Annotated in this window: 25 protein-coding genes; 7 read left to right on the top strand and 18 right to left on the bottom strand. The window is 70.9% G+C overall.

Going from position 1 to position 22056, the window contains the following annotated elements; all coding sequences use genetic code 11:
* Positions 1–123: 123 nt before the first annotated feature.
* Positions 124–1575, top strand: a complete 1452-nt coding sequence (locus P696_RS47860; protein ID WP_245627795.1) for a sensor histidine kinase — start codon at positions 124–126, stop codon at positions 1573–1575.
* Here the strand turns inward: P696_RS47860 and P696_RS0124670 are convergent.
* The 9 genes from P696_RS0124670 to P696_RS47840 all read right to left on the bottom strand — a co-directional run bounded on the left by P696_RS0124670 (position 1478) and on the right by P696_RS47840 (position 11361).
* A complete protein-coding gene (locus P696_RS0124670; RefSeq protein ID WP_026414420.1) occupies positions 1478–2797 on the bottom strand; it encodes a hypothetical protein in 1320 nt (439 codons plus the stop codon). The two genes, P696_RS47860 and P696_RS0124670, sit on opposite strands and share 98 nt — an antisense overlap.
* Positions 2794–4014 carry a hypothetical protein gene (locus P696_RS0124665; protein WP_026414419.1) on the bottom strand — a complete coding sequence of 407 codons (1221 nt, stop codon included), beginning with the start codon at positions 4012–4014 and terminating at the stop codon, positions 2794–2796. Before P696_RS0124665 ends, P696_RS0124670 begins: the two co-directional genes overlap by 4 nt.
* Positions 3969–4730 (bottom strand): hypothetical protein, encoded by a 762-nt coding sequence (locus tag P696_RS47855; RefSeq protein ID WP_051468109.1) that lies wholly within the window; start codon positions 4728–4730, stop codon positions 3969–3971. The genes P696_RS0124665 and P696_RS47855 overlap by 46 nt, the downstream gene beginning before the upstream one ends.
* Entirely contained in the window at positions 4717–6072 is a 1356-nt protein-coding gene (locus P696_RS54825; RefSeq protein WP_084338068.1) for an ATP-grasp domain-containing protein, read from the bottom strand. Before P696_RS54825 ends, P696_RS47855 begins: the two co-directional genes overlap by 14 nt.
* A complete protein-coding gene (locus P696_RS47845) occupies positions 6069–7043 on the bottom strand; it encodes a glycosyltransferase family 2 protein (protein WP_051468108.1) in 975 nt (324 codons plus the stop codon). The genes P696_RS54825 and P696_RS47845 overlap by 4 nt, the downstream gene beginning before the upstream one ends.
* Complete coding sequence (locus P696_RS0124645) at positions 7040–8047, bottom strand: NAD-dependent epimerase/dehydratase family protein (RefSeq protein ID WP_026414418.1); 1008 nt, start codon at positions 8045–8047, stop codon at positions 7040–7042. Before P696_RS0124645 ends, P696_RS47845 begins: the two co-directional genes overlap by 4 nt.
* Before the next feature lie 322 nt (positions 8048–8369).
* Positions 8370–9278, bottom strand: coding sequence for a hypothetical protein (locus tag P696_RS0124640; protein ID WP_157429891.1), 909 nt, complete (start codon positions 9276–9278; stop codon positions 8370–8372).
* Positions 9275–10288 carry a hypothetical protein gene (locus P696_RS0124635; RefSeq protein ID WP_211245840.1) on the bottom strand — a complete coding sequence of 338 codons (1014 nt, stop codon included), beginning with the start codon at positions 10286–10288 and terminating at the stop codon, positions 9275–9277. Before P696_RS0124635 ends, P696_RS0124640 begins: the two co-directional genes overlap by 4 nt.
* A 14-nt stretch (positions 10289–10302) precedes the next feature.
* The gene (locus tag P696_RS47840) at positions 10303–11361 is read right to left on the bottom strand and encodes a hypothetical protein (protein WP_051468107.1); all 1059 of its coding nucleotides are present in this window, start codon (positions 11359–11361) and stop codon (positions 10303–10305) included.
* Between the two features lie 64 nt (positions 11362–11425).
* Here P696_RS47840 and P696_RS0124625 point away from each other — a divergent pair, with 64 nt between their 5' ends.
* Positions 11426–12190 carry a hypothetical protein gene (locus P696_RS0124625; protein ID WP_026414415.1) on the top strand — a complete coding sequence of 255 codons (765 nt, stop codon included), beginning with the start codon at positions 11426–11428 and terminating at the stop codon, positions 12188–12190.
* Positions 12191–12200: 10 nt separating this feature from the next.
* On the opposite strand, the gene P696_RS0124620 is transcribed toward P696_RS0124625, so the two are convergent.
* Positions 12201–12956, bottom strand: coding sequence for an alpha/beta fold hydrolase (locus tag P696_RS0124620; protein ID WP_026414414.1), 756 nt, complete (start codon positions 12954–12956; stop codon positions 12201–12203).
* A gap of 40 nt (positions 12957–12996) precedes the next feature.
* Entirely contained in the window at positions 12997–13977 is a 981-nt protein-coding gene (locus P696_RS0124615; RefSeq protein ID WP_026414413.1) for an ArsR/SmtB family transcription factor, read from the bottom strand.
* A gap of 61 nt (positions 13978–14038) precedes the next feature.
* On the opposite strand from P696_RS0124615, the gene P696_RS47835 reads away from it, so the two are divergent.
* Positions 14039–15214: an MFS transporter gene (locus P696_RS47835; protein WP_034486607.1), complete on the top strand. Its 1176-nt coding sequence runs from the start codon at positions 14039–14041 to the stop codon at positions 15212–15214.
* A gap of 79 nt (positions 15215–15293) precedes the next feature.
* The gene (locus P696_RS54820; RefSeq protein WP_051468106.1) at positions 15294–16481 is read left to right on the top strand and encodes a thioredoxin family protein; all 1188 of its coding nucleotides are present in this window, start codon (positions 15294–15296) and stop codon (positions 16479–16481) included.
* Positions 16482–16508: 27 nt separating this feature from the next.
* Here P696_RS54820 and P696_RS0124600 read toward each other — a convergent pair whose 3' ends face one another.
* From P696_RS0124600 to P696_RS47825, 4 genes are all read right to left on the bottom strand, one after another.
* Positions 16509–17597 (bottom strand): hypothetical protein, encoded by a 1089-nt coding sequence (locus tag P696_RS0124600; RefSeq protein WP_026414412.1) that lies wholly within the window; start codon positions 17595–17597, stop codon positions 16509–16511.
* Between the two features lie 151 nt (positions 17598–17748).
* Complete coding sequence (locus P696_RS54815) at positions 17749–18066, bottom strand: DUF397 domain-containing protein (RefSeq protein WP_084338066.1); 318 nt, start codon at positions 18064–18066, stop codon at positions 17749–17751.
* A 208-nt stretch (positions 18067–18274) separates the two neighbouring features.
* Positions 18275–18592 carry a DUF397 domain-containing protein gene (locus tag P696_RS54810; RefSeq protein ID WP_084338064.1) on the bottom strand — a complete coding sequence of 106 codons (318 nt, stop codon included), beginning with the start codon at positions 18590–18592 and terminating at the stop codon, positions 18275–18277.
* Entirely contained in the window at positions 18589–19410 is an 822-nt protein-coding gene (locus P696_RS47825; RefSeq protein WP_051468105.1) for a helix-turn-helix domain-containing protein, read from the bottom strand. The genes P696_RS54810 and P696_RS47825 overlap by 4 nt, the downstream gene beginning before the upstream one ends.
* Positions 19411–19552: 142 nt before the next feature.
* Between P696_RS47825 and P696_RS0124590 the strand changes: the two genes are divergently transcribed.
* Positions 19553–19786, top strand: coding sequence for a hypothetical protein (locus P696_RS0124590; RefSeq protein WP_026414411.1), 234 nt, complete (start codon positions 19553–19555; stop codon positions 19784–19786).
* Positions 19774–20124 carry a hypothetical protein gene (locus tag P696_RS0124585; RefSeq protein ID WP_157429890.1) on the top strand — a complete coding sequence of 117 codons (351 nt, stop codon included), beginning with the start codon at positions 19774–19776 and terminating at the stop codon, positions 20122–20124. The genes P696_RS0124590 and P696_RS0124585 overlap by 13 nt, the downstream gene beginning before the upstream one ends.
* Positions 20125–20311: 187 nt before the next feature.
* Here P696_RS0124585 and P696_RS58850 read toward each other — a convergent pair whose 3' ends face one another.
* A complete protein-coding gene (locus P696_RS58850; RefSeq protein WP_281174983.1) occupies positions 20312–20443 on the bottom strand; it encodes a hypothetical protein in 132 nt (43 codons plus the stop codon).
* 43 nt (positions 20444–20486) lie between these two features.
* On the opposite strand from P696_RS58850, the gene P696_RS56180 reads away from it, so the two are divergent.
* Entirely contained in the window at positions 20487–20933 is a 447-nt protein-coding gene (locus P696_RS56180) for a hypothetical protein (RefSeq protein WP_157429889.1), read from the top strand.
* A 100-nt stretch (positions 20934–21033) separates the two neighbouring features.
* On the opposite strand, the gene P696_RS47815 is transcribed toward P696_RS56180, so the two are convergent.
* Both P696_RS47815 and P696_RS0124565 read right to left on the bottom strand, forming a co-directional pair.
* Positions 21034–21375 carry a DUF4288 domain-containing protein gene (locus P696_RS47815; RefSeq protein WP_084338062.1) on the bottom strand — a complete coding sequence of 114 codons (342 nt, stop codon included), beginning with the start codon at positions 21373–21375 and terminating at the stop codon, positions 21034–21036.
* A 90-nt stretch (positions 21376–21465) separates the two neighbouring features.
* Positions 21466–21768, bottom strand: coding sequence for a hypothetical protein (locus P696_RS0124565; protein ID WP_157429888.1), 303 nt, complete (start codon positions 21766–21768; stop codon positions 21466–21468).
* Positions 21769–22056: the final 288 nt, after the last annotated feature.

Here is a 22056-nt window from a genome sequence, read left to right as displayed (position 1 = left end):
CAGGGCTCGAAAGGGCCTCAGGAGGGCGAAAAGGCCGTCCGATAAGGGGTTTTGGGGCCGGTGTAACGGATCTTTGCCGGGTCCGGCGGCTCGCGTTTACCGTGGCCGGGGAACCCTCCGGGCGTGAGCGGTCCGTTGGCGCGGCTGTGGCAGCGGGTGTCGCGGGATCCGTCGATCCGCACCCGGGTGACCGTCCGGGCGGTGTTGATCACGCTCCTGCTGGTGATCCCGCTCTACCTGGTCGCGATGCTGCTGGTCACCGTCGAGGCACGGCACTCCGTGGAACAGAGGGTCGCCCGGCGGGCTCGCGTCGTGGCCGAACTCGTCCGGTACGGGCAGCTGGAGTCCCACATCGTCGCCTCCGGCCAGGACTCGCTCGCGCAGGTCGTGGACAGGAACCGGCGCGTGGTGGCGGCGACGACGGCGATGCGCGGCCGTCCGGCGGTGAACTTCCGGATGCCGACGGGCCTGGACAACCGCGAGGACGGCGTCGGCTGCCACATCGACGCGCCCGGCGGACGGTGCTTCGAGGTCGTGGCGCTGCGCGTCTTCAACGGGCGGACCGAACTGGTCGTCTTCGCGCTGGAGCCCGCGCGCCCGTGGCTGCCGAACCTGGGGCTGGCCGCGCTCGTGGCGCTGGTCATCCCGGCGGCGGCGGGCGTCGTCGGGCTCGGCGCGTGGCGGGCGGCCGGGCGGGCGCTGCGCCCGGTGGACGCGATCCGCCGCGACCTGAACGAGATCACCGCGACCGACCTGGAGCGGCGGGTGCCCGAGCCGTCCCGGCGGGACGAGATCCACGCGCTCGCCCGCAGCATCAACCAGACGCTCGACCGGCTGGAGGGGGCGGTGGCGCGGCAGCGCGCGTTCATCTCCGACCTGTCGCACGAGCTGCGCAGCCCGCTGACCGGCCTGCGCACCGAGCTGGAGCTCGCCCGCTCGGATCCGCACGCGTCCGACATGGCCGAGACGACCGAGGCGATGCTGCGCAACGCCGACCGGCTGGAGCAGGTGGTGAACGACCTGCTCGCGCTGGCCCGGCTCGACTCCGACAAGGGCCTCCAGAAGGAGCCGGTGGACCTGCACGAGATCGCCGACCAGGAGGTGCTGCGCCGCCCGCGCCGGACGAGGGTGTCGGTCGCCGGGGACTCCCCGGTGGTGGTGAGCGGCGGACGGCTGGAGCTGGCGCGCGTCCTGACCAACCTGATCGACAACGCCGACCGGCACGCGGCGACGGCGGTCACGGTGCACGTCGGCGAGGAGGGCGGCGACGCGGTCGTGGAGGTCGTGGACGACGGCGGCGGCATCCCGCCCAACGACCGCGAGCGGGTGTTCGACCGGTTCACCCGGCTCGCCGAGGCGCGGCACAGGGACGCCGGGGGCACCGGCCTCGGCCTCGCCATCTCCCGCGACATCGTCGAGGCGCACGGCGGGACGCTCGCCATCACCGACCGCCCCGACGGCTCGGAGGGCGCCCGGTTCATCCTCCGGCTTCCGAAGGACGGCGGGCGGGACCCGTCCCGGAGGCGGAACGACCGGCAGGGCGACGGGCCGCCCGGGCCAGGACCACGAGGCTGAGGACGAGTTCCTTGGCGGCGAGCGCGTACACCGCGCCCGCCGCGCCGAGCAGCGGGATCGCGACGGCGCCCGCGACGACGACCGCGAGGAGCCCGGTCGCCCCGGCCATCGCACTGGTGCGCAGGTGCCGTCCGCCCGAGTTCTCCAGCAGGTAGGACGCGTACGTCATCAGCATGTAGAGGGGTGCGCGCGACACCATCAGGACGGCCAGGACGGCGAGCGTCGGCAGGCCGGACAGGACGGTGAACTGGGCGGCGAGGGCGAGCGGCGGCCAGGCGAGGCTGCCCAGCAGGACGCCGCGCGCGAGCCGGTGGGCGCGGGACCGTCCGGCGGCGGCTCCGCGCCCGGTCAGCCGGACGGACGTGGCGGGCTGGAACACGCGCTGCGCGAAGTACCCGGCCCCGATCGCCAGCGACCAGGCCATCAGCACCAGGTAGAGGTCGCCACTCGCGCGGTGCCCCGCGGTGTCGTGTCCGGCGGAGTGGTGGCCGAGGGCCGTCAGGGACAGTTCGACGTACAGCAGGCTCGTGGCGAGGTTCGCGGTGACCTCGGGCGCGCCCATCAGGGCGACCGTCCCGGCGAGCAGCGCGCGCGTCTTCCGCACGCGCGGGGACGGTTCCGGGACGGGCATCAACCGCGCGAGCGCGAGGTTCAACGTCAGGGTCAGGACCAGCAGCCCGCAGAAGTACGCGACCGGGGGCGGTCCGGCCAGCAGCACCAGCCCGCACATCACGGCGAGCCCGACCGACAGGGCCGCGTAGGCGGCGACGTCCCGGTCGGCCCGTCCGAGCGCGCGATGGACGGCCGTCCCGAGCAGCGTGCATCCGAGCGAGACCTGGTACGACGCCGCAGCGATGTAGAGCGTGGCGGTCGCGTGCGGGTCGTACAGCAGCATGACGGCCGTGGCGGCGGCGAACGGCAGCGGCAGGAGCGCAACGGTCGCGCGCAGGGGTCCGAGAAGGTCGCCACGCGTGCGGGTCGCGCGCGGCAGCAGTTTGAGCGCGGCCTTCTCCGGACCGGCCTGGACGAGCGGCGTCAGCCACACGGCCGTCCCCGCCGCCGCCGCGTACCGGCTGAACTCGTCCCGTCCCCAGGCAAAAACCAGGATCATGCCCGCCGCATAGAGGAGAAGGCGCAGGACGACTCGTCCGACCAAGAGGAACAGGACGAGCCGTGCGCGCGGCGCGACCGTGGCGGTTTCGTGCTGTTCCTGGACGGTCACGGCCCCGCCGCCACCGCGTAGGACGGAACGAGCTCCGCGCCAAGGGCGGCCTTGAGGTCGCTCTTGCCCTTCCCCAGGATGACGCCGCGTTTCCCGTTGGTGATGGCCCATTCCAACAGGCGCGCGTACGAGTCGAAGTACAGGTGCCGCACGGGTTCCGCGCCCCAGCGCCAGTAGAGCGGCCAGGTGGGGTGGTCGAGCAGGAGCGCTATGCCGACCAGGTGTTCGGCCGCGTCCCGGTAGGCGACGGCCACGACGTCGGGGTGGGCGGTGAGGGCTTCCACGTAGGGCAGTGCCAGCGGGGTGGACGGCAGGTGCCCGCCCTCGTACTTCGCCTCGTTCCGCCAGAGGAGTTCGGCGACCTCGCGTCCTTCGACCAGGTCACGTGCGGGCCCGACGCGGCAGTCGAGGAACGAGAGCGCCCGCCGCTGCCTGCGCAGGTCCACACGGCGGGACTTGGAGAGCGACGCGAGCCATCCGTCCAGGTCGGACCAGGGGGTCGCGAGCTGCGCCAGCGGGTTCAGCGGGCGCGAGACGCGGACGACGCCGGGCACGTGGGCCCGGTCGTCCGCCTCGGCGCGCAGCCACAGCACGCCCGGGGCCGCCGCTCCGGCCGCGCGCCGAAGCCGCCGTGCGCAGCGCGCGAGCAGTGCGCGCTGGTCGGCGGCGTCCACGCCGGGCGCGAAGAACCAGCCACGCTCGGCACTGCTGCCCGGGACGGCCACCGTGGGCAACGCGAGCCGCGGCGCGCGGACCGACGCCGACGGCGCGTAGCTGCGGAGTCGTGGCCCGGCGAGGACGGCGCTGACGGCGGCGACCGGACGTCCGGCCTCGCGCGCGATCGCGAGCAGGACCGGATGCCGCGACGTCCACGCGGCGGTGCGCAGCAGGTCGTAGGACCAGACCGCGCGCCGCCGCGCCGAGGCGGCCAGGTCACGCCATCCGTCCGGTTCGGGGTCGTGGCGCGGATCCACGACCTCAACGGAGACGCTCCCGACAGACACCCTCCCGACGGACGCGCTCTCGGCGGACGCCCTCTCGGCGGACGCCCTCTCGGCGGACGCGCTCTCGGCGGACGCGCTCTCGGCGGACGCGCTCTCGGCGGACGCGCTCTCGGCGGACGGGCCCGTGGCGGACGCGCTCTTGGCTGCGCCCGTGGCGGAGGAGCCGGTCAGGACGCCCCGCCCCTCGCCGCCCCGGGCCGGACCTTCGCCCACGCCGCGCGGACCGTCCGCGCCGGGACGAACAGGACGGCGAGCGCGAGGATCACATGGACGGTGATGAACGCGTACGCCTCCCCCTTGGTCGGGTAGTGGCCGAGGAAGACCTTCATGTGGTCGGCCCACTTCCAGACCTTCGGGATCGGCGTCCAGGCCGGGTCGGTGTGGTGGTTGACGGTCAGGTACGCGAGGTCCTCCAGGCCGGAGAGCTGGAGCAGCATCATCGCCCCGCACAGCCGCAGCGTCGTGCCGCGCTTCCCGCCGCCGAGCCGGTAGGCCAGGGCCAGCGCCAGGATGATGAACGGCACCTCGGTCAGCACGGTGTAGTAGAGCTCGAAGCCCGGCTTCTTCGCCACGAAGAAGATGCGCGGCACGAAGAAGCAGAAGAAGACCAGGAAACACGCGGGGACGGCGATCTCGGGCAGCCGGAGCCGCCGGGCCCACGCCTGGTCGAGGTAGGCGACCGCGACCGACGCGGCCACGAACGGCGTGAGCTTGAACAGGAACATCCACAGGGACGTGATGTCGTGCTCGTGCGGCAGCGCGAACCACACGATGGCGCCGAGCACCGCCGCGACCACCCCGGCGACCAGCGTCACCCTGTTCGCCCGCAGGAACGGGCCCGGGGAATCGCCTCCCGGCACCGGCTTCGGGGGCGGCGGCGCGTCGCCGCCCGACGCGGGCTCGACGCGGGTCTTCTCAGCTGACGACATGCTGTTCTCCTGGTTGGGAAACGGGAGCGGGCCGTTGCGCGGACACCACCCGCGAGCCGGACACGGCCCCGGCGACAGGCGTGGGGAGGGGGCGGACGATCGGCTGGAGAGCGGCGCGGGCCTTCTCCAGAGCGGCGTCCGCGGCCTCGGCGGACGGGCCCGCGGCGACCAGGTGGCCGATCTTGTGCCCGGACTGGTCGAACGGCCGCACCCGGTCGCCCGGCCGGACGAACAGTTCGAGATCGGTGACCCCGGGGACGGCGCGGGCCTCGTCGAGGCCGCCGACCTCGACCAGCTCGCCGTCCGTGCCGAGCGGTGAGCCGATCAGCTCGAGCGTCGCGTGCCCGGCGCGGGCCGGGACGAGGTCGAACGGCTCGCCGAGCGCGAGCGCGACGAGGGCGCGGACGTTGTCCACGCCGTACGCGGCGGCGAGCAGGCGCGGGATGCCGTTGCCGCCGAGGCGGGCGTTGACCTCGATGACGCGTTCCCGGCCGTCCGGTCCGAGGACGACGTCGAAGTTGGCCGGGCCGTCGGCGATGCCGAGCGCTTCGCAGAGGCGCGCGGCGGTCGCCTCCAGCCGGGCGAGCGTCGCGGACGGCAGCCGCGCCGGGCAGCGCAGCCGTCCGACCATGAAGTCCGTGCCGGGCACGAACTCCTTCTCCAGGACGGCCGAGAAGTGCGGCCGGCCGTCCCGCATGAAGGTCTCGATGACGAGCTGGCGGCCCTCGACGACCTCCTCGGCGATCACCGCGCCGGACGCGGCGAACGCGCGGGCGTGGGCGACGGCCGCGTCCAGGTCGTCCGGGCCGGTGACGCGGACGACGCCCTTGCTGCCCGAGCCGTCCGCGGGCTTGACCACGAGCGGGAAGCGCAGCCGGGCCGCCTCGGCGACCACCTCGTCCGGGTCGTCCGATTCGACGAACCCGTATCCGGCGACGCCGACCGACTGGGCGACCTCGTGGAAGGCCGCCTTGTCGGTGGAGCCCGCGAGCGCGCCCTCCGGGTACACGTAGGCCGTGCCGAAGCGGAGGCACAGCGCGTGCCAGGCGGCGAGCCCGGCGTCGCTCGCGCACGTGACGATCCCCGCCGGACGCGCGTCGCCGAGCGCCGCCGCGATCGCGTCCGCGTCCCGCGTGGAGACCTGCACGAACGCGTCCGCGAACGGGATCGCCGGACGGTCGGCCCGCATGTCCACCGCGATGGTCGGGACACCCCGCCGCCGCGCCTCCCGGTAGAGCGGAATCTGCTCCTCCGCCGCGCCGAGCACCACCAGCGCCCCCCGCGGCAACGCACCTGACGACGACGCGTCCGTGGACGGTGGCTGGTCGGGGTGGAGGGTCATCGGAGGACCATCCGGCGTGTGGAGGGGGGCGCGACCTTCGTTTCGGTGACGAGCGCGTCCTCGGGGCGGATCTCCACGTTCGCCTCCCGGATGTAGTACGGCCGCACCTTCGCCATGTCGCGCAGCAGCCGGTGCAGGTAGCGGCCGACGAGCGCGGTGCAGGCCAGGGTCAGCGCGCCGAGGACGACGCCGAGCGCGGTCAGCGCGACGCCGCCGTCCGCGCCCAGCCCCCAGAGCGCCAGCGCCAGCGACGGGCCGAGGACGATCCCGAGCGCCGCGAGCAGGTACACGGCGTTGAGCGGACGCCACGAGAACCCGAAGAACAGCTCGAAGCTGTGCCCGGCGAGGCGGGTGAGCCGGAACTTGGAGCGGCCCGCCGTGCGCGGCCGGTGCCCGGTCGGGACGGTCGTGTACCGCGCCCCGACCAGCGGGACCGTCGCGAGGAAGTACGGCGAGCCGAGCCGCAGCCCGACGATCGTCCGCGCCACCTCGGTCCGGACGACCCGGAACGTGGACGCGCCCGGCGGCAGCTCGATGCCGAGCAGCCGTCGCGCGACCCACTGCTGCACGACCGCGCTGATCCGGCGTCCCCACGCGTCCTGGCGGTCGCGGCGGACGCCGAACACCACGTCGTAGCCCTCCGCCGCCTTCGCCAGCAGCAGCGGGATCTCCTCGGGCGGGGCCTGGAGGTCGCAGTCGATCTGCGCGCACCACGGCCGGGACGCGTAGCCGAACGCCGCCGCCTGCGCCGCCTCCAGCCCGAAGTTCCGGGTGAACGACAGGTAGCGGACGCGCGGGTCGGACGCGGCCAGCCCGCGCAGCCGCTCCAGGGTGTCGTCGGAGCTGCCGTCGTCCACGAACAGCAGCTCCAGCGACTCGACGTCCGCGAGCGCGGCGGTCAGCTCGCCGTACGCGGTCTCCACCTGGGCGCCCTCGTTGTAGCAGGGCACCACGACGGTCAGGCCGCTCATATGAGCTTCGCGGTCCAGGTCGAGGGCGTGAGGGCGGAGACGATCTCCAGGTCGATGTCGTACTCGAACGGACGCGGGCCGCGGTCCTTCAGCCAGGCGGCCATGTCCGCGATGCCGTCGCTCAGCGAGGTGCGGGTCTCGTAGCCGAGCAGCCGGCGGGCCTTGTCGGACGAGCAGGTGGCGTGGTGCACTTCCAGCGGACGCGCCGGGACGAACACCGGGTCGCACTTCATCCCGAGCGCGTCCGCGATGGTCTCGGCCAGGTGCAGGACGGTCACCGGGTTCTCGTCGGGGCCGACGTTCACCACCTCGCCCTGGACGGCCGGGTCCTCGCCCAGCGCGACCAGGCAGGACACCACGTCGCCGATGAAGCTGAAGCAGCGCACCTGGGAGCCGTCGCCGTAGATGACCGGCTGCTTGCCCTGCAGCATCCGGTTGATCATGATGGCGGCGACGTTGCGGTACGGGTCGTCGTAGCGCTGCCGCGGTCCGATGATGTTGTGCGGAACGGCGATGTTGTACTCCATGCCGTGCGTTCCGCAGATCGACCGGACCATCAGCTCGGCGGCGTACTTCGCGATTCCGTAGGGCGTCACCGGGTCCGGGGTCATGTCCTCGGTGAAGGGCGACGCGCCGTCTCCGTAACGGGACATCGACGAGCAGTGAACGAAACGCCGGACACCCGCCCGCGCGGAAGCGGAGAGTATGGCGACCGTCGCACTGCATGTGTGTTGGTGAACGTGGTACGGCGCGAATACGGAGAGTCCTTCATAGGCTGCTGCGGCACAGTTGTAAACCGTGTCCACGCCCTCGAGAAGGTCCGAATACTCACTGATGGAACGGCAGTCTACGTCGCGGAACTCCACGCCGTCGGGGACGTTGTCCTTGTAGCCGCCGCTGAGGTTGTCGATGCCGCGAACCGCCCTGCCCTGGGCGAGTAGCGCGTCCGCAAGATGGCTGCCGAGAAACCCGGCGACGCCCGTGATGAGTACCGAACCGGACACCGCTCGCACTCCTTTGTCCACTACGCTGAGTCAATGCGTCATTGCATTTCCATGCAGCGCGAACCCGCCTCCAGGATCACCGGAGACGGGCCGATGGGTGTGATTGTGGAGAACGTACCAAGGCCGATTCGGCCCGCGGAACGGCGTTCGCTGTCCTTTTCCTGCATGCCGGGCGGTATTGCCTTTCACGGTTCCGGCGGCTAAGGTTCGCCGCCCCCTTTGTTCACGGCCGATAATTCCGTTCTGGTGATCATCGCGTGACTCAATGCACTGGGAAACGGACGAACCCGGGCGTTTTCTCGCCCGGGTTCGTCGGTTACGGTCAGCGCGCGGCGGCGTCCAACCGTTCGGTGAGTGCGGCCAGGAGCGGACGGGAACCGTCCGACGCGTGGGCGCGCAGCGCCTCGCGCACCTTCTCCTCACCGAAATGCGCGACGACGTCGGCCAGCGCGGGCCCCTTCTGGACCCCGAAGAGCGCCCGGCGGAGCGTCCGGTCCCCACCCGCCCGGACGGCGTCGGTCAACTGAGGCAACGCGAGAATCCCCTCGATCTCCGACGCCTCGACCACGTCCGCGTCCACCCCGGAAGCGCCCGCCCCGGCGGCGCCCGCTCCGGCGGCGGCCGACCCGGCGGGGCTCGGCGCGGCGGGGCTCGGCGCGGCGGGGCTCGGCGCGGCAGTGGCCGTGGCGATCCAGGTGTCCGGGCGGCCTGGGCCCGCGACCCAGCGGAGCAGGTGTTCCGCCCGCTCCCGCGCGATCTCGCGGTCGGCGTCGCCGCCCTTGGGGACGAGCCGTCCGAGCGCGAGGTCCACGTCGAAGCAGGCGGCGTTCAGGGCGCCGACGACCTTGCCGAACTTGGGCGGACGCGGGTCGCCGTCCTCGGCCGTCCGCGCGGTGAACTCGTCGTAGGCGGTGTGCCAGGCGGTCATCACGGCCTTGTCCGGCGCGTCCGGAAGGTCGGGGCCGTGCTTGTCGCGCAGCCAGGCCAGCATGTCCGGCGGCAGGTACGCGGCGAGCGGTTCGTCCGTGGCGTCCGGCACGTCGGGAACGTTCTCGGCGGAGCGCAGCCGCCGCGACGTCGGGGAGGTCAGGACGGCCCCGCACACCCGGCACGACTGCCGGACCCGTTCGGCGTCGGCCGCCAGCAGATCGGTGCCGGGCCGTCCGCATTGCAGGCAGGTGTCGTCCACATCAGGGACCTCACGCGTGCGCCGCCGCCCGATGAGCCTCACCGGAACCTCCGCGCGCCCGCGACCGCGAACAGCGGCTCGTTCCTCGCCCCGAACCGCTCCTTGAGTTCCGTCATCGTCTTCCCCATGATCAGCCGGTCGCTGTCGCGCTCCACCGTGAACGCGATCTGCCGCAGGAAGTGGTCGAAGTACAGGTTGGAGCGACCGCCGTCCACGGCGTCCAGGCTGCCCCAGCCCATGCAGCGCTGCACCGGGCCGTCCTCCATGAGCAGGCCGTAGGCGAGCAGCGCGCCGCCCGGTTCGCGGTAGGTGAAGTAGCGGACGCCCGGCAGCCCGCCGAGCCGGTCGTTGTAGACCGACGGCAGCGGGTTCGGCCCGCGCCGCCCGTCCCCGGAGTACTTGAGCTGGACGGTGTGGGACAGGCGCGCGGCCTCCACGCCGTCCAGCCGGGGCTCGACGGCGGTGCGGACGCCGGGGTCCTCGTCCACCAGGCGCTGCACGCGGCGCAGGTTCTTGCGGTCGCGGCGCGGCAGGCTCGCGAGGTAACCGTCGAAGTCGTCCCACTCGTTGACGACCACGCTCTCCGCCAGCACCGGCCGGACGACCCGCCCGCGCCCCCGGAACGCGTCGAGGTCCGGCTCCGCGACCTGCCGGTGGACGATCCCCATGAGCGCCGGACCGAGGAAGCGCGATGCGGCCCGTTCGAACGCCGCGACCGCCGCGGCCCGTCCGGACGCGTCCAGATCGGGGTGGAACGCGTGCCCGGACGCGGTCACCGACGGCGGCAGGTGGCATTCCAGCATGCCGGGCACGAAACGCGTCCGTCCGGCGCGTTCCTCATACCGGTACGGACGGCCGAGCAGGACGTGCCGTCCGGCGAACAGCGCGCACGGCGTCCCTCCCGCGTCGGTCACCAGCGCCAGCACCATGCGGTGCCGCGTGCACCAGGCCAGCGCGCCGAGCACCGTCGCGCGCCAGGCCGCCGACAGCCCCTGATCCCCGACGAACGTGTCCCATTCGTCCGGGATCGGTTCGGCCAGCGGATCGATCACCCGCGCCCGCAGGCTCACCGCCCGGCCAGTGGACGCGGGACGACGAGCGTGTGCATCGGGACGGGCGTGAACCCGAGCGACTTCTTGATCTCCGCCATCCCCTGCCCGCCGGTCAGCGTCGGAACACCCCCACCGACCTCCCCCGGCCCATCCCCCGCCGATTCGAGCGCGAGGCCCATCAGCCGGACGTAGTGGTCGAAGTACAGGTGCTTGCGCCCGCCCTCCTCGGGATCGAGCGCCGCCCACGCGCCGAGCGACGGCGTCGTCCGGGCGAACAGCAGCGTCCCCCAGGCCAGCAGCCGCCCGGACGGCTTCTCCCGGTAGGACACGAGGGCCACGTCGTCGCGTCCGCACAGCGCGCGGAAGTACTCGACCGGCAGCGGCGCGCGGACGTCGAACCGGCGCGCGAGCCTGCCGGTGTGCGCGGCGTGCATCCGGGCCATCTCGCCGGTGTCGAGGTCGGTCCGGCGGACGCCGACCTCGACCTCCAGGTCCTCGGCGGCGTCGATCATCCGGACCTGGCGGCGCAGGTCGGTGCGGCGGCTCTTGCTGAGCGAACGCAGCCACTCGTCCACCGAGCCGAAGCCGAGCGGCATCTCCGCGCCCTCGGTGGACGCCAGGGTGAACGTCCCCCGCCGCGCGACGAGCCGCAGATGGTCGTCCGACATCGGACGGTAGACGACGCCCAGGCAGCCGGGTCCGAGCCGCCGCGTCGCGAGCCGCTCGACCCGCCGCAGCAGGGCGCGGCGCGCGTCCGCGGGAACCCGCTCGGCGAAGTGCCAGGGCGGGCCGCTCTGCCCGGGAAGCCGCAGGTCCAGGATCAGCGGCTCGAGCCAGGGACGCGGCCTGCCCTTCCGGAACCCCAGGTAGACGCCGCAGACCGCGCCCGCGACGCCCTGCTCGTCGGAGCAGACCGCGAGCAGCGGCGGCGTCCGCATGCCGTCGGCGAGGCCGCGAAGGACATCCTGCGACCAGACCGCGTTCAGTCCCTCCGCCGCGCGGAAGTCCGCCCAGCCAGGGGGGTGTTGGTCGCGCCGCGGATCGAAGAGCCCGATCCTGAAACCCTTGATCACCCGCGCAGTGTGGCATCTAATGTTCGGCGACGTCCACGGGTGAGAGCAGGGAACCGGAGCCGCCATGACGACCGTGCAGCGCTGGGAGGCGGCGCGCCGCCGCGCCGTCGCGCGCGCCTTCTCCGAGGTCCCGTACTACCGCGAGCAGTGGGCGGCGGCCGGGCGGCGGCTCGACGAACCGGCGCCCGCCGCGTCCGCCGGGCTCGCTGACCAGCTGTTCCGGCTCTGCCCGCTGGGCAGCCCGTTCCGTCCGACGCGCGAACCGTCCCTGTGGCTCGCCGAGACCGCGACGCTGCGCGCCGCACTGGCCGTGGCCGCGCCGTCACGCCTGCCCGTCATCGAGGCCGGGCCGTCCATGCTGGACCGCCGGACGCTCGATCGCGGTCGTCCGTATGCGGTCATCCTCCCCCCGGGCGCGGACGTCGTGGACGAGTCCCGCCGCCGCGCCCTCAACGAACGCGCGGTCGGGCTCGCCGCGGGGAGCGGCGCCGTCGTCGTCGGAGCGCGGGACGAGCTGGACGCCGTCCTGCCCGAGATCATCGCGCCCAGCCTGATCACGGTCGTCCGCGCCTCGGCGGCGGAGGCGATCACGACGTCCGGGCCGGTCGTCGCGCACGACCCAGCGCTCGGCTACCTCGCCGCCCGCCACCCGGCGTGCGGCGCCCTCCACCTGCTCTGGCGGCACCACCACGCCCGCGTCGTGGACGGCGTCCTCCAGGTGACCTCACTCAGGCGCCGCCGCCCGACGCTCTGCTCGGTCGTCCCCCACGACTCCGGCGGCGTCACCGTGGACCGGTGCCACGCCCACGACACCCCGACCCTCGCCTGACGGGAAGCGGTCAGCCTTCGAGGAACTCCACGATCGCCCCGGCCAGCTCCTTGCGCGTCACGGCGCTCATGTGGTTGCCCGGGATCTCGGCGTAACGGCCGTTCGGGAGTGCGGTGGCCAGGTCCTTCGCGGATCCGTTGTCGTGGTCGTCCGCTCCGGCGACGACCAGCGTCGGGAGCGTCATCGTCGCCAGATCCTCGCGCGGGGTGTTCACGAAGGTGTCCAGAACGCGGAGCAGAGCGGTCCGGTCGCCGCCGACGGTCTTCAGGAACGCCTCCGCGCGCCACTCGGCGGTGCCGCGCTCGAACGTCCCGGGGTTGCTCAGGACGTTCCGGAAGTGGTCGCCGCGCCCCTCGGTCGTGGTGATCCCGGCCAGGCCCATGCCGCCGAGGATCGCCCGCACCGGGGTCGCGCCGCGCGCCAGCATCCGGGTCGTCGTCCGCGCGCCGAGCGAGTAGCCGCCGAGCACGTAGTCGGTCAGGTCGAGGTGCTCCAGCAGGTCGAACCCGTCGTCGGCGAGGACGTCCGGCGGGTAGTTCGCCGGGTCGTGCGGCTTGCCGCTGTCCCCGTGCCCGCGCAGGTCGGGCATGATCACCCGGTAGCCGAGGTCGGCGAGCGCCTCGGCGTGCCCGTACCGGATCCAGTTCACGGTCGCGGTGGAGAAGTAGCCGTGGATCAGGACCAGCGGCCGTCCCTCCCCCAGCTCCCGGAAGGCCAGCCGCACGCCGTCGCGCGCCGGAAAGTACTGAACGGGCACGTCGATCATCCCCCCAAAATACCCGCCGTCCGCGCCTTCGAAGGACGGGTCAGGGCGTGAGCTGGGCCGCTACGAGGGCGTCGCCGGTGCGGGTGCGGTAGTAGAGGACGGAGCGGCCCGAGCGGCGGCGGTCGGCGAGGCGCGCCTCAAGGAGGATCTTGAGGTGGCGGCCGACGGAGCCGAGCGGGAGGCCGGTCAGCGCGACGAGCTGGGTGGTGCTCTTCGGGTCGTCCAGCAGGGTCAGGACGGCGGCGCGGCCCTCGCCGAGGAGGCGGGCGAGGGCCTGCGGGGCACGGACGCCGTCGGGGGCGGCCAGCTCGCCCGCGCAGGGGTAGAACTTGGCGTAGCGGACGCTGTCGTCCCAGCTCACCCAGCCCCTGGGCGAGGTGATCGGGACGAGGAACAGCTGCGCGCCGGCGACGTCGCGCGGCGGGTACTCCGCGGCGTTGATCCGCAGGCGGCCGTCGCCGAGCCAGCGGATGCCGGGACGCAGGCCCTCCAGCGCGGCGGCCCAGCCGTCCCGGCTGAGCTGGCCGGTGCGGGCGATGATGTCGGCTTCCAGGACGCGTCGGCGGCGCGGCCAGAACGGCTCGACGGCGTAGCGCCAGACCTCGGCGATGGCGTCGGCGGCGATCGCGGGCAGGTCGTCGCGGCACATGATGTCGGGCAGCGGGCCGCCGGACGAGACCTCCAGATCGGCGCGGGCCTGCGCGGGCGCGGTCCCCCGGATCGCCGCGAGCTCGTCCTCGAAGGACGGCTCGAAGGCGCCCATCGGCGGCGGCGTGAGGAAGTCGGCGTTCCACCTGGTCTTCAGGGTGATGAGACCCTCGCGGACGATATGGTGCGCGACCGGGTTCTCCCTCATGTGCGCGCGGTAGGCGGGCAGGACGGCGTCCATCCAGACCCGGCGTCCGGGATGCCCGGCCCGCTCCAGTTCGAGGTCGCGCAGGCAGCCGATGGTCTCGGCCAACGGCGACAGGACGAACCGACCGGACGCCAGGGTGTCCGCGTCGATCACCCACTCGCTCATGATGTTTCGCCTCCCCGCGAAACATTAACCGACTCGGGCCATACGCCGAACAATCCAGATCATGCGCACCTATCGGGATCTGTTCCGTTCGCCGGAGTACACGCCGCTGTTCGCGGTCGTCTCGGCGAACACGGCCGGGATGGCGATGAGCGGCCTCGCGCTCGGCACCCTGGTGTTCGAGGCGACACGGTCGCCGCTGCTGTCCTCGCTGGCGATGTTCGGCCCGTCGTTCGCCCAGCTCGTCGGCGCGACCACCCTGCTCTCGGCCGCCGACCGGCTCCCGCCGCGCGCCGCCCTCACCGTCACCGGCCTGGTGTTCGCCCTGACCACGGCGCTGGTCGCGCTCCCGGGGCTGCCGGTCGCGGCGCTGTTCGCGCTGCTGGCCGTCCAGGGGCTCGCCGGGTCGATCGGGGGCGGCGTCCGGTACGGGATGCTCACCGACATCCTCCCGAAGGACGGATACGTCCTCGGCCGGTCGGTCCTGAACATGTCGAGCGGACTCACGCAGATCGCCGGATTCGCGACCGGCGGCCTGCTGGTCGCGCTCCTGTCACCGCGTGGAACGGTCCTGGTCGGCGCGGGCCTGTACCTGGCGTCGGCGCTCGCGGCGCGGTTCGGGCTGTCGGTACGTCCGGCGCGCGCCGTGGGACGCCCGTCGATCGCCGCCACCTGGCAGGGGAACGCGCGGCTGCTGACGTCCCCGGCCCGGCGGTACGTGTACATCGCGATGTGGGTGCCGAACGGCCTGATCGTCGGCTGCGAGTCGCTGTTCGTGCCGTACTCGCCGTCCCACGCGGGCATCCTGCTCGCCGTCGCGGCCGTCGGGATGTTCGCCGGGGACGTGTTCGCCGGACGGTTCCTCCGGCCGGAGTGGCGCGAACGCCTCGGCCCGTACCTGCGGCTCCTGCTCGCCGCGCCCTACCTGGTCTTCGCCCTCGACCCGGCCCTGCCCGTCGCGGTCGCCGCGATCACCATCGCGTCCGTCGGCTACTGCGCGACGCTCCTCCTCCAGGAACGGCTCATGGCCCTCACCCCGGACGACCTGCACGGACAGGCGCTCGGCCTGTTCTCCTCGGGGATGCTGGCGATGCAGGGCGTCGGCGCGACGATCGCGGGCGCCGTCGCCCAGTTCACCGGCCCGTCCGCCGGGATGGCGGTGATGGCCGCCGCGTCCGTCGCGATCACCCTCGCCATCGCGCCGGGCCTGCGTCCGCCGGTGCCCGCCGAAGCCGTCTAGACCGTCCCGGGTTCTCCAAATCTCGGCCACGTTTCCGCAGGTCGGGCATTCCCCGCCCGGCTCGCGGAATCACCGAGGGGTGACCGAGCAGAGCAGCGGGCAGAACGGCGCCGAGTACGACGAGCGGCTGTGGAACCGGGGCGACGTCGTCCTGCGGTTCCCGGACGACCACTCGGTGGGCGAGATCCAGATCGTCGCCGTCGGCACCGAGGACGACGACATCACGCTCGTGGACGCGCGCGGCGAGGTGACCGTCCCCGCCGGGCACATGGCGTCCCTGGAGATGCCCGACGGCACCCCCGCCGGCGACCTGGCGTTCCTGGACGACCTGCCCGAGGACGCCCTCGCCGGTTTCGCCGCGTCCGGCGTCCTCGGCGCGGGCCTCGGCCGCCTGGCCCGCCAGAAGGAGTTGTTCCAGGTCGTCCTGGAGGAACCCGCCCCCGAGGACGCCGCCCTGGCCCGCCTCGCCGACCTCCCCGAACTCGAGATCCTCGGCATCGAGGACGACACCAGCCCCGGCCGCTGGTTCGAGCGCTTCGCCGGAACCGGCCTCATGAACCTGGAGGTCTCCCGCCGCAGCACCGACCAGGACGCCCTCGCCGGAATCGGCTCCATCGACGGCCTCTACTCCCTGCGCCTGCTCTCCGAGGAGCTGAACGCCGACGGCCTCGACAACCTCGGCTCCCTGGACGGCCTGGAGTCCCTCACCATCTGGACGGACACCCCACTCGAACCGTCCCACTTCATGTTCGTCACCCGCCTGCCGGAACTGGAGGTCCTGGAGGTCAAGGCGTCCGACGGCGGCGACCTGCTCAGGCCCGACCACCTCCTCGACCTGATCCGCACCCTCCCGGACGTCGAGATCAACGGCCTCTGGTACCCGGCGGAGAAACTCCCGTCCCTCACCCCCCGCGACATCGCCCACGTCGGCGACCAGAACGTCGTCGCCATCGAGAACGCCGACGACTTCGACCGCCTGGTCGCCCGCGCAGGGGAGAAACCCGTCCTGGCCTACTTCACCGCCAAGTGGTGCGTCCCCTGCAAACAGTTCGGCCCCATAGTCGAACGCTTCGCCGCCGACAACGCCGAACGCATCTCCACCGCCCGCATCGACATAGACGTCGCCCCCGAACTAGCCGACCGCTACGAAATCCAGGGCGTCCCCACCGTCCTCGTCATCCGCGCAGGCGAAGTAGTAGCAGGCCACGGCGGCTCCCTCCCCCGCCGAGACCTGGACCACTTCATCAAACACGCCCTAGAACACTGACCGGCCGAGTATTTCAGCGGCCCTCGGTCACGCGTCATCCCCCATCTCATCACTGCTGTCCAACCGCACCCATTCCACAGTGGAGTAGGCCGCCTGATAGGCGGACCGCAGACGATCGGGATCGTCTCCCAACTCCTGAAGAATCATGAACGCATAACCAGAGGCACCAGACGTAGCTCCGTTGAAGACCTCGGCATAGAGCATCCACCTCGCCTGCTCCACCACTTCTTTTATTTCCTGGATGAAATCACGACCCGCCGGAACATCCAGTCCCGGATCGCCGGACACAATCCAGTCCAGAAGCTTGATGAAGGTCATACGGGATTCGGCTGCCAGCCTCTGCGTGAGCGCGGCCATGCATATCTTGGCAACGGGAAGCGCGATCTTATACAGAAACTCGCCGTTGAAAACATGCCCCTCGAAGCCGTTGACGCGCGGCGATCCGTTCCCGGCTTCGGCCAGGTAGAGGAGGTCGTCCCCCAGGTGGGAGACCGACTCCCCGCACGGACACGCGACGCCCTCCGGCAGTTGACGCGCGATCTCGTCCCGCAGAAAGTCCTTCGCCCCCCATTGTTCCCCGACGGCGTCCAGCGACCCGCCAGCATGATCCGGAGGGGTGCTGCGCAACGCGGGTTGAGCAACCCGATAAGCGGCACCCAGCAAAGCCGGATCTTCGCCCAGCTTTTCAAGGATCATGAAGGACAAGGCCGAAGCACCCGGAGCGCGACAGTTGAACACTTCCGCATAGAACAGCCAGGTCCCCCGCCTCACAGCCTCCAGACACTCCTGAACGATGTTCCGCTCACCACCAACAGCCCCCACCCCCTGCCCCGAGGCCGAAACGATGCGGAGAAGTATGCGGGTGAACGCCTCACGGGAGGCCGCGGAAAGCTCCTGCGTCAGCGCGGCCAAGCAGATTTCCACCAGAGGAAGCGCCGGTTCGCACAACACCTCGCCCTCGAACACATGCCCTTCGAAGGCGTCCGCGTGCCGGGTAGAACCCTCCGCCCCAGCAAGACGAACGAGATCGTCAGACAGATGAGTAACCGGATAACCACACGGGCAGGCGATATCCGCCGTCAGCTGCCTGTAGATCACGTCCCGCAGAAATTCCATAACCAGAACACCCCATCAAGAGCACAGGCAGCATCCACGCCGCCTAACACAGACCTCAAGGCAAACCTCGCCAACAGGCCGAGATCCCCTGATGAATGACGCTCCAGATGAAACTTCGGTTGACCAGGAAAATGAACCGAAGCGGCCTAATTCACCGTCCGGCGCGGTCGAGCAGGCCCGTCCAGGCAGCGGCGCTCAGCAGCAACTTGGGCCCATCAGGATCCTTGGAGTCCCGCACCGCCACAACAGCCGCAGCGGCTCCCACCTCAACACAGTTGCCACCCGTGTTCGTGCTGCGGCTGCTCTTCCGCCAGGTCAGGTCCCCGACCTCGACGCAGTTTCCGCCGGTACCGCCACTGTAGGAACTCGTCCGCCACGCGATGTCAGCAACTTCGATGCAGGCACCACCGGTGTTGCCACTGAAGCTGCTCTTACGCCAGGAAGCAGTCGACCAGTCTGCGGTGTTCACAGCACCTCCGATGCTCGGGCAGCGGCTCGGGGAGACGATCGCGGACGTGCCGCCCTGATGAACTGGAAGCTCACTGGGTGGCGCATTCCACTCCGGCTGACGCACCCCATAGCAAACTGGCCCTGCCAATCGATGGCGCCGCGCCGCCGCACATTAAGAGCAGCATGAGCGCGGCAGCGCCCACCGAGAGATAAGCCGAGGGGTTACATCACCGTCCGGCGCGGGCGAGCAGCCCCTTCCAAGCGACAGCACTCAGGCGCAACTTGGGCCCATCAGGATCCTTGGAATCCCGCACCGCCACCACAGGCGCAACAACCCCAACCTCAACGCACGCACCGCCGGTGTCGCCGCTGTGGCTGCTCTTCTGCCAGGCCACGTCGCCCACCTCGATGCACTGACCACCGGTACTGCCGCTGTGGGAACTCGTTCGCCACGTGATGTCCGCGACTTCGATACACGCACCACCCGTATCAGTGCTACGACTGCTCTTGCGCCACCGAGCGACTGCCCAGTCTGGAGTGTTCACAGATTCTCCAATGCCGCATACAGGAGCTTCAGGGTCTCATCAGCGGACAACGCCGCACCCCTGATCAAGTCGTAGCGTACTTGGTACTCCTGTACAACGGGTCGGTGCTCGGTCATGTACCCGCCGACATGTCCTTCCGTGTAGACGACATCGGGCCCTTTTTCGAAGCCGAGGATGAAGAAAGCACCAGCAAGACCCGCATGTGCCCCCTTCTCCCTCGGGATGATATGGAGCGTGACGTTGGGCATCTTGGCAATCTCGATGAGACGTCTGTACTGCTGGCGCATCACCTCACGCCCCCCGACCATCCGCCTGATGGCTCCCTCATCAAAGACCACGACGATCCTTGGCGGACGATCGCGCGTGAGGAGCTGCTGCCGCGCCATCCGCTTGGCCACCAGCGGTTCCGCCTCCTCCTGCGTGCGGCCGATACTCAGGAGCGCCTGAGCATATTCGGGGGTCTGAAAGATCCCCGTGATGACATTCTGCTCGAAGAGGTAGAGCTTGGTCGCACTGGCCTCACGCTGCATGTAGTCCGTGAATCCAGGGGGCAACAGATGCAACGCACGCTCCTCCTCAATCTGGTCCCAGCGGCGGGCGAAGGACCCAGCGCACGAGAAGAAGGTGTCGCAGTCCTCCGCGAACTTCTGCGAGGGGATGTTCTTGCATGCCTCGATCTGGCCGATGAGTGAGGCGTCGTAGCCGAGCCGCTCGGCCAACTCCACTTTGTTTAGCCCGCGCTGCACCCTCCACGCGGTCAGATCTCCGGCGAAGGCCCGGATGGCTCGTCCCTCGTACGGCTCCTTGCTCGCAGTCATCGCGTCTCCCTCTGGGGGTCGGGTGCGCGGATCGCCACCGCTCCGAACTCGGTCCCATCGCGGTCCGTTGCGGTCTGTGGCTGAGAGTAGCTGAACACGGAAGGCTTTGTGATGCACATCACGCACGACAGACAAGGGCGATATGAACACCCGAACCGTCACCGACGAGCAGGCGTTGGACGCGCTGCGCCGCGAATACGCAGGTCACCGCATTTGGCGGGCCCGACGTGGGGACGGCGCGCCCGGCGACTGGTGCGCCACCCTCCATGACCCGGACGAAGGCATCGACCCGACCATCATCCGCAGCTCCGCCGACGATCTCTGGGACGAGCTGGCCCAGGAGCGCCGTCGCGCGCGGAGTCGGTGGTCGCTGTGATCGCCCGCCCCTTGCCGTCCCCCGGAAGGCTCCGCCGCCGGTGGATGAAGCACCGGCTGAACCGCATCCGCAGGCTTCTCCTCCAAGCGGGCTGGGTCGTAGACACCCGCTACGACGCGCGCATCCCGCTCCTGCACGTCCGCTCGGCGACGTCCCCGCAGCTCGGGGAGAGCGTCCTTCTCCTGAGGGGACGGCACGGCTGGTACTACCGCTCGTCCAGCGGCGACTGCCTCGCGTCCCACCGCCGCCCCGACCTGGCCGTCGACCAGCTCACCGCCATCCTCACCTACTGGATCGGCCCCAGCCATCCCGCACGGGCCACGCCCCCCGAACAGTGAACTGGAGACCCTCATGGCCCTCACCGACCAGTTCAAGGACGTGTTCGAGCCGCTGATCGCCGCGTCGGCCTCGGTGGACGAGATCTTCCAGGGCCTCCGCGAGCGGAGCAACCATGGCTGACGCGGCCCCTTACCGAACGAGGAGCACCTCAAGCGTCCAGGACCTCGTCCGGTCACACCACGACGGCTACTCGGCGGGCACGGCCATGGGAGGGGCCGAAAGCCTGCTCTTCATCTTGCGGGCGAGGCGCTTCGAGCTCCCGGAGGAGACCGTCACCAGGGTCATGGCCCAGGCGTTCTCCGAGTACTGGAGGAGCACGCGAGGATCGCCTCCCTCGGAGGCGATCACGGAAGACTGCGGTGTGAGCTTTCCTGGTGACGGCCATCCGGGCTACTCGCTCGGCCTCGCCGCCGGGTGGAGAGAGGCCATCGAGACCGTCCTCAACGAGCGCGAGGTAGCCACGCGACACCGCACGAACGCGCTGCAGAGCCTCCAGGCGACCACCGACGTGATCACCTTCAAGGTATGGATGGCGCGGGCGCTCGTGGCGACGGATCTGACGGACGTCTTCCGTGACGCTTGGCCGAAGGTCACGGAGGCGGACGACCTGCCCGGCAACCCCTTCAAGGTCGCTGGGAGGGTCGGCGGGCTCGCCGTGGTCATCCTCATGACGCTGGACAACCACGACGTCGAGGTCCCGGACGATGCGGTCGCGCGGATCGCCCAGTGCGACGATCCGGCCGTCCTGCGGAAATGGCTGGCACGAGCGGCGGAAGCCGTGGCCGTCGGTGATCTCTTCGGCGGCTGACGCCGGTCTGGGCAGGCTAAGGAACGCTCGCCCGAAGGTGTCGGGCGGGCGTTCCGTGGCCCAGGCACGGGGCTCCGCTCGTCAGGCGGTGCGACGGTGGTCAGTCTGTGGCCGCCGAGTCGGGGGCGGTGATCTCGTCGTAGGGTTCGAGCCGGTCGAAGGTTCTGCTGTAGAGGTCGGCGTCGCGAGAGAGGTCCTCATCGAGGACGGGAGCGATGTCGACGATGCGCTTGAGACTCCAGGTGATCTGCTCACCGACCGCGTTCCGATACTGGGCCTCCGGTTCCCGTCCGGCCCGCTCGACCGCCGACCGTGCGCCCTCCACCGAGGAGGCATAGATCAGGGCGAAGTCCTCGCTGAACATGCGGAAGGTAGAATCCACGTCCGACGTCGCCTCAAACAGCCGGACGACGACAAAAGGGCGATTGCCGGATGTACTCACCTAGGTCTCCTCAAGGGTTCAGCGGCTGAATCCCCGGCGGGCCGCTCGAAGCCTCACCACCCAAGCGGCCCGCCGCACGCGGTTGATTGACTACTTCTTGAAGCGGTTGTCGTTGAGCAGCTTCCAAGCGCGCTTTCCTGCAGCGGACTTGTCGCTGCGGATGTCTCCAATGGTCCAGGAGAGGAACTGCGAAGGGAAGACTCTCCGGATCGAGGCCTTGCGGTAGCACGAGATGAACTCGTCAGCGGTCAGAAAGTCACCTTCGGCCGCGTCCCAGCCGTTGCCAGCGCTGGTCCCACCGCAGCCCGCGACCCGCGTGGGCTGCTCGACGGCCACCGCGTGGGCCTGATCGATTCCGCCGAGCAGACCGCCGAGAGTCAGCAGGACCGCCATCGTACCCCGAACAGCGAAATCGGCAATTCTATGGACAGGAATCACCTTTTCACAAATTCTCCAGCAAACCCTCCACCTGTCCATTTATCCCCCTTTCTCCCAACCCCCTCCCGGGGGCGACTCTAAAATTGCGCCTATATTTCAACACGGGAATCATCCGGGCCGTGATCGGAATCAAATAACCTCTGCACCCGTCCCGGGAAGGTCACTCAGAGGAAGGGCACCCACGGAGATGGCCAGACCGTGCGACACAAGCGCCGCAGCAGCCAGGGACATGCTCGGCGGTTG

Origin of the sequence: Actinomadura oligospora ATCC 43269 (assembly GCF_000518265.1) — a bacterium.
GTDB classification, from domain to species: Bacteria; Actinomycetota; Actinomycetes; order Streptosporangiales; family Streptosporangiaceae; genus Spirillospora; species Spirillospora oligospora.
The sequence above is the reverse complement of the archived record's forward strand: the minus strand, read 5'-3'. Positions and strand labels throughout refer to the sequence as shown.

Coding starts and splice junctions, on each gene's coding strand:
- P696_RS0124615 (WP_026414413.1), bottom strand. CDS start 13,977: ATGAGCGAGTGGGTGATCGACGCGGACACCCTGGCGTCCGGTCGGTTC.
- P696_RS47855 (WP_051468109.1), bottom strand. CDS start 4,730: ATGTCGTCAGCTGAGAAGACCCGCGTCGAGCCCGCGTCGGGCGGCGAC.
- P696_RS0124620 (WP_026414414.1), bottom strand. CDS start 12,956: ATGATCGACGTGCCCGTTCAGTACTTTCCGGCGCGCGACGGCGTGCGG.
- P696_RS54825 (WP_084338068.1), bottom strand. CDS start 6,072: ATGACCCTCCACCCCGACCAGCCACCGTCCACGGACGCGTCGTCGTCA.
- P696_RS47825 (WP_051468105.1), bottom strand. CDS start 19,410: ATGACTGCGAGCAAGGAGCCGTACGAGGGACGAGCCATCCGGGCCTTC.
- P696_RS0124590 (WP_026414411.1), top strand. CDS start 19,553: ATGAACACCCGAACCGTCACCGACGAGCAGGCGTTGGACGCGCTGCGC.
- P696_RS0124625 (WP_026414415.1), top strand. CDS start 11,426: ATGACGACCGTGCAGCGCTGGGAGGCGGCGCGCCGCCGCGCCGTCGCG.
- P696_RS47845 (WP_051468108.1), bottom strand. CDS start 7,043: ATGAGCGGCCTGACCGTCGTGGTGCCCTGCTACAACGAGGGCGCCCAG.
- P696_RS47835 (WP_034486607.1), top strand. CDS start 14,039: ATGCGCACCTATCGGGATCTGTTCCGTTCGCCGGAGTACACGCCGCTG.
- P696_RS0124565 (WP_157429888.1), bottom strand. CDS start 21,768: ATGGCGGTCCTGCTGACTCTCGGCGGTCTGCTCGGCGGAATCGATCAG.
- P696_RS0124600 (WP_026414412.1), bottom strand. CDS start 17,597: ATGGAATTTCTGCGGGACGTGATCTACAGGCAGCTGACGGCGGATATC.